The sequence below is a fragment of the Gemmatimonadota bacterium genome, from assembly GCA_009838845.1.
Classification (GTDB): Bacteria; Latescibacterota; UBA2968; order UBA2968; family UBA2968; genus VXRD01.
This window is the reverse complement of record VXRD01000083.1, coordinates 24,777-34,966: the sequence shown is the minus strand read 5'-3', so window position 1 is coordinate 34,966 and position 10,190 is coordinate 24,777. Positions and strand designations below refer to the sequence as shown.

The 10,190-nt window shown below is 50.9% G+C and carries 8 protein-coding genes; 1 reads left to right on the top strand and 7 read right to left on the bottom strand.

What is annotated here, in order from left to right; translation table 11 throughout:
* The 7 genes from F4Y39_10690 to F4Y39_10660 all read right to left on the bottom strand — a co-directional run.
* A partial coding sequence (locus tag F4Y39_10690; protein ID MYC14180.1) for a GNAT family N-acetyltransferase occupies nucleotides 1-274 on the bottom strand: 274 nt, incomplete at its 3' end.
* On the bottom strand, nucleotides 267-1,727 hold the full coding sequence (locus tag F4Y39_10685) for a sulfatase-like hydrolase/transferase (GenBank protein ID MYC14179.1): 1,461 nt from the start codon (nucleotides 1,725-1,727) through the stop codon (nucleotides 267-269). The genes F4Y39_10685 and F4Y39_10690, both read right to left, overlap by 8 nt.
* 18 nt (nucleotides 1,728-1,745) lie before the next feature.
* Nucleotides 1,746-3,209: a glycoside hydrolase family 5 protein gene (locus F4Y39_10680; GenBank protein ID MYC14178.1), complete on the bottom strand. Its 1,464-nt coding sequence runs from the start codon at nucleotides 3,207-3,209 to the stop codon at nucleotides 1,746-1,748.
* A gap of 20 nt (nucleotides 3,210-3,229) precedes the next feature.
* Nucleotides 3,230-4,930 carry an alpha-L-fucosidase gene (locus F4Y39_10675; GenBank protein ID MYC14177.1) on the bottom strand — a complete coding sequence of 567 codons (1,701 nt, stop codon included), beginning with the start codon at nucleotides 4,928-4,930 and terminating at the stop codon, nucleotides 3,230-3,232.
* A 60-nt stretch (nucleotides 4,931-4,990) separates the two neighbouring features.
* Nucleotides 4,991-6,193: a Gfo/Idh/MocA family oxidoreductase gene (locus F4Y39_10670; GenBank protein MYC14176.1), complete on the bottom strand. Its 1,203-nt coding sequence runs from the start codon at nucleotides 6,191-6,193 to the stop codon at nucleotides 4,991-4,993.
* 12 nt (nucleotides 6,194-6,205) lie between these two features.
* A complete protein-coding gene (locus tag F4Y39_10665; protein ID MYC14175.1) occupies nucleotides 6,206-7,039 on the bottom strand; it encodes a sugar phosphate isomerase/epimerase in 834 nt (277 codons plus the stop codon).
* A 79-nt stretch (nucleotides 7,040-7,118) separates the two neighbouring features.
* Nucleotides 7,119-8,231: a hypothetical protein gene (locus F4Y39_10660; protein ID MYC14174.1), complete on the bottom strand. Its 1,113-nt coding sequence runs from the start codon at nucleotides 8,229-8,231 to the stop codon at nucleotides 7,119-7,121.
* Nucleotides 8,232-8,303: 72 nt separating this feature from the next.
* On the opposite strand from F4Y39_10660, the gene F4Y39_10655 reads away from it, so the two are divergent.
* Nucleotides 8,304-10,151, top strand: a complete 1,848-nt coding sequence (locus F4Y39_10655; GenBank protein ID MYC14173.1) for a hypothetical protein — start codon at nucleotides 8,304-8,306, stop codon at nucleotides 10,149-10,151.
* The last annotated feature ends 39 nt before the right edge of the window (nucleotides 10,152-10,190 follow it).

Genomic DNA, 10,190 nt, shown 5'->3' with positions numbered 1-10,190 from the left:
CCCCCTGGCAACTCGGCGCGATACACACCTCCCCGACATCTGCCTTGGCCACGACCGCCTGCCCCACCTGAATCTCCTCCCGCCGAACATGCGCCGCCCCGACGATCTCCCCCTCTCGCACAAGCACCCAATGCGCGTCAGTCTCCCTCGTAATTCTCTCCTTGTCGCGCTCGTACTTCTCCGATCCCGGCGCCCTCCCAAACGCCTGCGCCATTACGCGAAGGACCTCCTCCACATCCCCTACCATCGCTCGCCTGAACTCAATCTCACTCATTTCTCACTGGTATCCTGATTACAGCCTCTGAAAAAGGTTCTTTTCCATCTTCCCATTTTCTACCCACAGGCCGCAACTGGCCAGAACCCTTCACATTGTATATGCGCCCATCGATATCTGGAATCACATATTTCTTAAACCACGTTTCCATCTCTCCTTTGAGATATTTCACGCGATCAGCCTGTGCCGGGTCATCGATTAAATTGTTGCGATCATCGGGGTCATTCACAACATCGTAAAGCTCATTTGGTCCATCTGGATAACGATGGATGTATTTCCACTCGGCGGTCCGAATCATCCTGCAATAACCATACTCATCATAAATGACAACACAGTCACGACCTTTTGCACTCTCATTTTTCAACACGGGGACCAGCGATTGGCCTGGCAAATTCGTATCGGGAAGCGGAAGATCAACATAGTCCAAAAACGTGGGCAAAATATCATAAGCCGAAGCCAGCGCCGATTGCACCGTGCCTTCTGGAATCACACCCGGGTGCGTAGCTAAGAAAGGCACTTTAATCGAATTCTCATACATATTCACCGGATCAGTTCCATTGCCTTTACCCCAAAACCCATGTTGCCCGCACGAATACCCATTGTCAGAAGTAAACACCACAAGCGTATTTTCGCGCAAACCCTTTTCTTCCAGCTTGTCCAAAATCCGCCCCACATCCAGATCCATCGCAGTCACCGCCGCAAAATATCCCTTCAAACTTTCGCGCTGCCCCAGGTTATTGCTCAGCCCTCTCATTGACCGGGCCGGCAGGTCTGCATCATCCTCAGGCACCTTTGCCCATGGATGGAGTGGTTCCTGTGGGCACGTCTCAAACGCACAGTCATCATAAGAATCCACAATATCCTGAGGATGACCGATCCACGGCGCGTGTGGCGCAGTATAATGAACACTCAGATAAAATGGATTTTCATCTTCTGCGTGAGCATCGATATATTCAAGCGCATCATCCGTAATCACATGCGTCACATAACCGGGCACAACCTCTGTCACACCATCGCGTATCATTTCCTGATCGTTATAAACGCCCGCCCCACCCGGATGCGCAAACCAGTGAGAAAATCCACATTGCGGAAGAGACGAATTGCCCAAATGCCATTTGCCCGACAGACCACATGCCCACCCATTGTCAGCCAAAATATTTGTGTAACAAACTTCATCGTCGAGAAAACTCAGTCCTTTGGTCCCAAAATTGACCTGACCCGCAATAAAATCGTGAACGCCGTGCTGAGACGGAATCCGCCCGGTCAAAAAAGAAGCCCGGCTTGCCGAACACACCGGAATCGTCACAAAGAAATTCTCAAACCGCACGCCTGTTGCCGCCATGCGGTCGAGGTTTGGCGTTCGAATTTCTGCATTGCCATAACAACCCGCCGCCCAAACAGCCATGTCATCGGCGAGAATAAAAACGATATTGGTTTTTTCTAAAGCTGACATAAAGATCGCCTCCTCTGCTTATTCAGGTCTTCGGCCGCGCAGTTCAATCTGGTCGAGAAGGATCTCTGAATGACGGTCGAGGAAGATAAAAGAGAAGCGGACGTTTCTGACCGCTTGGACGGCATGTTCGTACTCGAGTTCGTATTTTTTCAGTTTGCTATCTACAGTTATTTCTTCAGAGGTCCAGATGACGGGGTCATTTTCGGGGGCGTGACCAAGCTGAATGTGCAACCGCGCGGTACCGACTTCGCATCTCGCGCAAAACGAGATCCGGTATATGCTGCCTTCCCGGAGTTGGATAGTGTACTTATTTGCCTGCACCTTTCCCCTTACGCGAAACTTCCAGTCCGGCTCGTATTGCTGATAGAGCGACGGTATCACCCCGCGCCCCACGTCGGGGTCAAAGGTAAAAGGCACATGCACTCTGATGGCCCGTGTTCCATCTACACCTTGTCCGTCAGCAGTCCCCATAATGGCATATTCGGATGCGTTCCAGTCTGCCAAATCGAGCTGAAAGTCCGAATTGACGATCTGGTTGGTAGGCGGGACTTCTGCCGGCGGTTCTTTTCCGGTCAAATTTTTTACCACACCTTCAACACCTGCAAATCCCCATTCTGAATTATACAGTCCGTAGGGCCAGGCATTATTGAATACACCACAGTAGTACGACCATTCAATATTTCTTTTGGCAAGCTCAGGTACCATAAAGCCCGTGTATTCTTCAACATGCCTTATTTCATGATTAAGACGTGCGCCCCATTCACTGAGATAGACCTTTTTGTTGTGTTTTTTTGACCACGCGTCTGCTTCTTCCAAATCTGCAAGTATGGTTTCTCGCCAGCCTGGATGATCTTTGTTGATATCCTGGTCTATTGCACCGTGGGTAAAAGGTTTGGGGTGATAACAATGAAAAACGCCCCAAATATTGGGGTCATCGGCAAAACCGGTTCCATCCTGGAGCGTATATGAAAGATACTCCGGTGTTACATATTTCGTGAGCAGCTGCACGCCATTAAAATGCGGCCCACCAACGGCTATCAATCTCGTTGGATTTGATCTGCGAATTTCCTGGATACACGCAGAATACCATGCCATGGTTTCAGCTTCTTCTCCGTCGGGGTGTCCTGCCATTTTGGGTTCGTTAAAAGCTTCAAAAATCAACTCGGCAGGATAGTCTCCATAATATTCCGCAACTTCACCCCACCACTGTACAAGGCTTTCTTTTCCCCAACAATACATCGAAAAAGGAACAAGGATGACTTTTAAGCCGAGTTCCAACGCATCGTCAACTGCCGGTTTATAGAATTCCGGATTCCAGCCCTGTTTAATAAAGAAACGGACGGAATCAAATCCGGCTTCTTTGAACGCAATATAAAAGCCTTTATCATAGGAGACTTTGTTTACTTCAGTTGCGGTAAAATCGGTATTGACACCTTTGCCGAGCGTTAAAGATCTGTTTTGTTCTGTGAAGTCCTGTGTCATCTGTATCTCCTGCAATGGATTTAGAGAATACTGTGAACAGGAGTGAAGTGAATCGATTTTAGACTGGCTTTGCTCAAATCGCCTTCGAGACAGGAAACGCTGATTTTGTAAGTACCCGGCCCGGAAAAATTAATCCAGCCAATGGGAAAACGCTGGTAGTTATGCGACGAATTTTGCTGATTTTGAATGTGTTCACCATTTTCAATACTAACCCCCCAGACGAGACGCCCTTCACCCGAATAGGTGAGATCTACGATGTAGTCTCCAGGTACAAGAACGTTGACCGTCCAGGTCGCTTTGCCTTCAGGCGTCCATTTATGGACACGGCTAACGTGTTTCCATTCTCCAAATTTTTCCATCCAGCGTTGATTTGCCAATGTGGCATTTTCAACGACAGCAGCTTCTGAAAAAATTTCGGTCTCTATTTCGGGATCAATTGCCCAGGTCGAATCGGCTTTCGGCGTGCCTTTGAGTTTGACTTCAAGAACTGAAACCAGGTTTTCGGGTGCCTGCGGCGATAGCTCAAAGCAGGTCCAGCCGTGTTTTTTCTCAAAAGGTATAGATTGATCGCCACCGAGGAGGGATGCAGATTCGATTTCTGTTTTGAGGCCTGGCAGATAAAGTGTACCAGAGGCAGGCCAGTTGAAAATACTGAGAAAGAGCGTATTGTCTTTTACCGTCACATCTCCCCAGGGCAGGACATGTTGCCAGGGTGATGCATCGGTACCATAGACGACCTGGGGATAGCGCTTGATCCACTCGCCAGCAGCACGTAAAGTGCGGGCAGCTCTTTCGGGTATTGAACCGTCACCGCGGGGACCTATGTTGAGCATGTAAGTGCCACCTCTGGCAACACAGGAGATCAGGCGGCGAAGAATTTCTTTGGGTGTTTTCCAGTATTCATCGTACCAGGCAAAAGCCCAGGAGTCGTTGGTGGTATCGACGCTTTCCCACATACCTTCAACATTGGTGGATGGCACATCCATATCACCCAGCGTCTTGTAGTCGCCCAGCCCGTGCCCGGCGCGGCCTGAAACGAGCGCATTGGGTTGATTTTTGCGCACGACTTCGATGAGTTGCTCAATGTACTTTTTGGGCATCTGTCCGGGTGTGTCAAACCAGATGAGTTCGATGGGGCCGTACTGGCTGGTGATTTCTTCGACCTGTGGCAGGCATTTTTTGACAAAATAATCGTCGAAGGTGGCCGGGTTGCCATCGGCATCTGTGTCTGGCCCGTTTGCACCACCTGGAAAAGTCCAGTCCTGATTGTGAGAGTAGTAGAATCCAAATCCGAGACCGAGTTTTTTGCAGGCCCCGGCGAGTTCTTTCATGGGGTCGCGATTAAACTGGGTAACTGCACCAATATTAAAGTCGTTGCAGGCTGAGCGATACATAGCAAAACCATCGTGGTGTTTGCTGGTGATAATGATGTATTTCATGCCCGCGTCTTTGGCCAGTTGTGCTATTTCTGTTGCATCAAAATTGACAGGATTAAAGGTTTTAGCCATTTCCATATATTCCTCGACCGGAATATTGGCCATGCGCGGGTTCATGATCCATTCGCCAATGCCGTAATACGTTTTGCCATCGACTTTGTTGGCAAGTTGAGCATACGGACCCCAGTGGATAAACATGGCGTAATTGCCATCATTAAAGAGTTGCCCCCGTTCTGCATTTTCAGCGCGCAGTGCAATGACATCTTCGCCCCAAAGCGCGTCCATTTCCTGACCGTTGCCTTCTTGCATGTTTGTTTCCCTCTCCTGGTTTTTCTAAAGGTTGTCTCATAAAATGGGATGGCCAAATTTTTCGAGATAATCTTCGTGCACCATCTGTTCGTAGGAGGTCACGTCCTCAAGGGGCAACTTAATGGGTGTCATGCCGTTAAGCGACGATTCGTAAATCGCCATGGCCATCTCCACATCTTTGCGACCGCCGAGACCGTATTCGGGAGGCTCGTCGTTGAGCGCTGCATTCGCGATGCTCATGATCTCGGAGGCATGACCGACACACCAATCGTCAATGGCATAGTCCCGAAACGGATTCTCATAGACGATCTCGGGATCCGTATGCACGACGATCCGTTGCAGCACATCCACGCCATTGATTTTGCGACGTACAGTCTCGACAGGAATGTCCTGCATCTCCTCGCCGATGCGCAAACGCAGGGGGATCTCCGGGCCGAAATAGTCGGTATCGAGAATACCGCCAAGATTACCGATAATCTGGCAATATTTCTGAGCCTCACCAAGGCGCGATGTCTCATAAATACCCACTGCGCCGCTTGCAAAATCGATCATTGCATGCGCCCAGTCTTCATGGATACTCATGGGATCCGACCGGTACTTTCTCACCGTCGCGGTAATCTGCTGAGGCTCACTTTGGGCGTACAACCGCAACTGTGACAACCGATGTGCGCCCATATCCATGCACATGCCAGAAGTGCGACCAAAGCCCGAGATGGGTCGGCCCAAACCGCTGTGCGTAACGGTCGGCTCAAATGGATCTTGCCGCTTTGGCTCGACAAAATATACGCGAACGATATCGCCCAGAATCCCCTCTTCAATGAGCTTAATGATCATCCGCTGCTTCGGCATGCGAAAGTAATTTTCTGCCACCTCAAAATGCACGCCGTTGCGGCGGCAGGCATCGATGATGATGTCACAACAGGGCAAGGTCAGCGCCATCGGCTTTTCCACCATGACGTGTTTGCCGTGCTCTGCGATCAACCTGGCAAGCACATGGTGTAGGGGGTCGCCGGTGATGACATCTACGGCCATGATGTCCGGGTGTTTTTCCAGCATCTCCTCGACACTGGTGTACCACGGAACACCATAGGATTCTCCGGTCTGTTTCGCTAACGACTTATCCATATCGCAGAGCGCGACAAAATCGAGTTCGCCGTGTTTGGCGAGCGTGTGCATTGTCGGCAGGTGCCATTTTTGCGACGCCCTTCCACAACCCAGAATGGCGACTTTAGCTTTCATATCGTCAATTCCTTACTGGTGTGCTGCAGCGTGACGCCGGAGCATGGCAACACTGGCATCCACCTGATCTTCGGAAAGACCGTGCAGAATGACTGACACGTCGAAGGGAAGTCCACAGAGCAACGACACATAATGGGCGTAATCGAGCTTGCCGGTACCAGCGGCGAGATGTCCGGCATCGCCACCGCGATCCAGATCTTTGCCATGGGCCATGGCAATGTGGTCGCCCAAAAGCTCGAAAGCCTCGTCTAATACCTCTCTCATGCGAGACAGGTCATCTTTGCCAAAAATATTGGCGGCATCCATCACGACTTTCAGGTTGGGTGAACCCATTTCATCAATCAGTTGCCGACTCTTATGCACTGTACTGGCAACGTTGTTTATCTCTGGTTCAAACGCAAGGATCACGCCAGCCGCTTCGGCAACCGGCAGTACCTGTTCCAGGGTATTGCGTAGCACCTGCCAGGCTTCTTCTGTTTCGTTATCCGGGTGCCAGTGCCACATGCTCTCTGAATCGCGCGATCCGGTACAGGTGGCAATCACCGAGGTACCCATCGGGTCACACGCCGGAATAAGCAATTTGAGATGCTCGATAGCTTCCTGACGTTTTTCTTCATCGGGATGAACCATATTGACCGTGCCAGCCAGGGCAGCGATGACCATGCCGCGCTTTTCGATCTCCGCCCGAACCACAGGTGCCTTTGCGAGTTTATCGGATAGCGAACCCTCCACATTCAGGGATCCCAAATTGAATTGAAGATGCCTGATGTCGTGCTCAAGTATGGCGTCGAGTGTTTCCTCCAGGGTCGGCCGAGCAATTTGACCTGACATAATTCCTACTTGCATAATGTGTCCTCAAGTTATGAGCCAGCGATTGCTGGCTGATTGGTTAAAAGGTCTGTTATTTCCCGCTGTTCTCGGGCATTCAGTTCGTTCCATTAATATCATATCTCGACACAAAATTCCAGATTAAACGACTGGTATTAGAGCCATCGTAGCTAATATCAAACCAGACATGCCCTCCGTCAATAACCTTGTAATGCTCTACAGAAGTATTGTTGTCTCCATCTGTATAGGAATAATGTTCTATTGTTACTCCCCTATCATTCATACGATTCACTATTGGAGTAGTACTGGTGTTATTAAACCCTATCCAATAAGCAAGCACCTCATCAATTGACAATAACCCTTTACTTCCCCCACCATAAGGGACAACATAATCTGATGTACCGTGAATATTTATCATAGCCATAGGGTGTGATGGCCTACAGTTGTTATACGTTTCCTCCATCATTGTTCCAGCAACAGAACCTATGGCCGCTATTTTGTCACTGTGATAGCAAGCAAGTGCATAAGTAAAAAAAGCCCCATTTGAGTAACCACAGGAATATACTCTTGCCGAATCAATATTATACCTGGAACAAATTTCATCAATTAACGCTTCCACAAAGCCAAAGTCATCCGCATCACTTTTATTATTATCTGATTCTAAACCAGAATTCCAGTGCGGATCTCCATTCAGCAGGGTCCCTTGAGGATAAACCAGAATAAAATTTTCTATATCTGCCAGAGGCCGCATATCTGCATATTTTAAATACTGGTTTGCAATTCCACCATATCCGTGAAAATTAAGCATCAGTGGAACTTTTGAAGTTCCATCATAAGCCTCAGGCACATATATAATATATTCTCTTGTTACACCACCATGGAAAAGTGTTTGTGTAAATAAACCCGTTGTATTTGTATCACCGCCACCACCGCACTCTGTACCAAAAACCTCTACAAAAGCCAGAAAATCAGCCATAGTAACGCTTCCATTATTATCCAAATCCATCTGCACATTGTAATTCGCATCCGCAGAACTGGTGCCAAAGACCTCTACAAAAGCCAGAAAATCGGCTATATTAACGCGCTTATTGCCGTCAAAATCCCCAGGACATGCTGCAGCAGTTGAAGGTACAGTCCTACCTGTGATGAACAATGCGATCAACATCAGCGCGATGGCGATGATGGCAAAAGTCGTAATGCGTTGACACATGGTGTTCTTCTATTTGTGGAATGAACGAAACAGGATATACTACTCAACCGGTTAATGTTAAAGGAGTCTCCGATGAACATCGACCCCATCCTTCGCGAACAACGCGCCCGTGTTGCGTTCCTGCGCGACCGGTTCCGCAAGAACGACGACCAGAACTACGATCCGGACGTCGCCCTTCTTCGGAACTTCGATCCATTCTTTCCCCGCTTCACAGGACACACGCGTACGGCTTCGATTTGGTACGCCGTCCTGCTTCTTTTATCGGACGACCGAACATACGGCACGGATGACGCCGGTGAGGCCAATCGCATCATCCACAGCGTGCTCGAGGGCCAGGATCTCGAACCGAACTCCGAGACCTTCGGCAATTTCTTCTGGATGACACACTGGGACCGCGTCAAAGACCGAAACGCGGTTTCTTTTATCACCATTCCGCTCGTTTACGCCTATCTCGACTTCCAGGACAAGCTGACACCCGAGACAAAGAACGCAATGGAGGCCGCATTTCCGAATGTCGTAGAGGGCATCCGCAACCACACCGCCAGGTGGCAGTACTCCAACATCTACGCCTTGAATATTGGTGGCCGGGTCGCCCTCTCGCGCGCCCTCGACGATGCCTCAATCGAAGCCGAGGCAGCCGAAGCCTTCGACGTCTGGGTCAGAGGCACTTCGGCGGACGGGTTCCACGAATTCAACAGCCCGGGATACACCCCGGTCACCCTCCACGGCATGGAAGCGGCATGGAACTACGCGCGAGACAGCCAGTTCCGCGATCAGTTGAAACGGACGATGGATCTCATCACCTACCAGCTTGCGCTCAATATGCTGCCCAACGGATTCCTGGCAGGGGCACCTTCCCGGGCGTATCAAAATGACGCGCTGCACGGCGCGAGCACGTCCTCGGCATTTTACGGCCACATCAAATTCGGCACCCCGTGTCCACCCGACGCGGGCAACATCTACGTGGGGGCTTTGAATAATGAGATCTTTATCAGACACACGGTGTTCGATTACGTGCCTCCCGATGCCGTCCGCACCCTCGCTCGGGAAAAGTCAGGCACCAGCGAAATCCACGACCGCAGTATCTCGCTCGGCTCGCGACGAACGCACTTCCTGACTCCCGACTGGAGCCTGGCCTCCCAGTGTCTGCAAACCGTGGGCGGCCACTCTCCCCCATCCTATATTCTGCTCGTCCGCAACAAGGCCGAGGAGCGCGCCAGCGTCCCCCTCATTCCGGATGAATCGTTCCTGCATATGCCGTGCGCGACATTCACATCTCGCCAGGAAGGCGCTCGCGTCATAGGTCGCCTCCACTATGAAAGATCGGACGAAGAAGAAGAGCGATTCCTGAACGACCCGACGTTCTACTGCGAACCCCGCGTATTGTTTGGCCTGCGAAACACCATCCGGGAAGTGCGCATCGGCAACGTGGACTGGGGAGGCAGAGACATACAACTCCAGCCGGTCCAGTCGGTCGCCGTCTCCTACGGCGATCTTTACTATGGGATCGTACCTCTGCTTCTGACTGAGGATGGCGACGCCCGGCAAGGTCACGCACGTCTGGCCTATGGCGAGGATACCGAACTGAGGTTGCATCTCCGACTCTACGGAGGAGAGTCATTACAGCGCGGTGATCATCCCCTCGACTGTCTCGTCCTCGTCGATGTTCAGGAACCGGAGCCGGATAGGAGTTTCGCTACCTTCGCGGAGTCCCTTTCCCATTGGTCGCTCTCGCAGGATCTCTCTGGGGATCCCGTCCAGTTCAGGGCGGAACATCCCGACCTGCCGGCCATTGGCTTCCCCTACACCGGGGCAGACCCTGACCCGATCGGGGATGCGCTCCACATCTCCCCGGATCTGACCCTTCGACCGGGCGATCTCGTAAATCTGGTCTCCGGCGACGAACCGATTGACCGATGATATCCGCAAGACATAGGGGGAGGACACCAGCATTCGGTG

What these genes read in the sequence shown, in the direction of transcription:
- F4Y39_10655 (MYC14173.1), top strand. Translation starts at nt 8,304, where the DNA reads ATGAACATCGACCCCATCCTTCGCGAACAACGCGCCCGTGTTGCGTTC.
- F4Y39_10670 (MYC14176.1), bottom strand. Translation starts at nt 6,193, where the DNA reads ATGAAAGCTAAAGTCGCCATTCTGGGTTGTGGAAGGGCGTCGCAAAAA.
- F4Y39_10685 (MYC14179.1), bottom strand. Translation starts at nt 1,727, where the DNA reads ATGTCAGCTTTAGAAAAAACCAATATCGTTTTTATTCTCGCCGATGAC.
- F4Y39_10680 (MYC14178.1), bottom strand. Translation starts at nt 3,209, where the DNA reads ATGACACAGGACTTCACAGAACAAAACAGATCTTTAACGCTCGGCAAA.
- F4Y39_10665 (MYC14175.1), bottom strand. Translation starts at nt 7,039, where the DNA reads ATGCAAGTAGGAATTATGTCAGGTCAAATTGCTCGGCCGACCCTGGAG.
- F4Y39_10675 (MYC14177.1), bottom strand. Translation starts at nt 4,930, where the DNA reads ATGGACGCGCTTTGGGGCGAAGATGTCATTGCACTGCGCGCTGAAAAT.
- F4Y39_10660 (MYC14174.1), bottom strand. Translation starts at nt 8,231, where the DNA reads ATGTGTCAACGCATTACGACTTTTGCCATCATCGCCATCGCGCTGATG.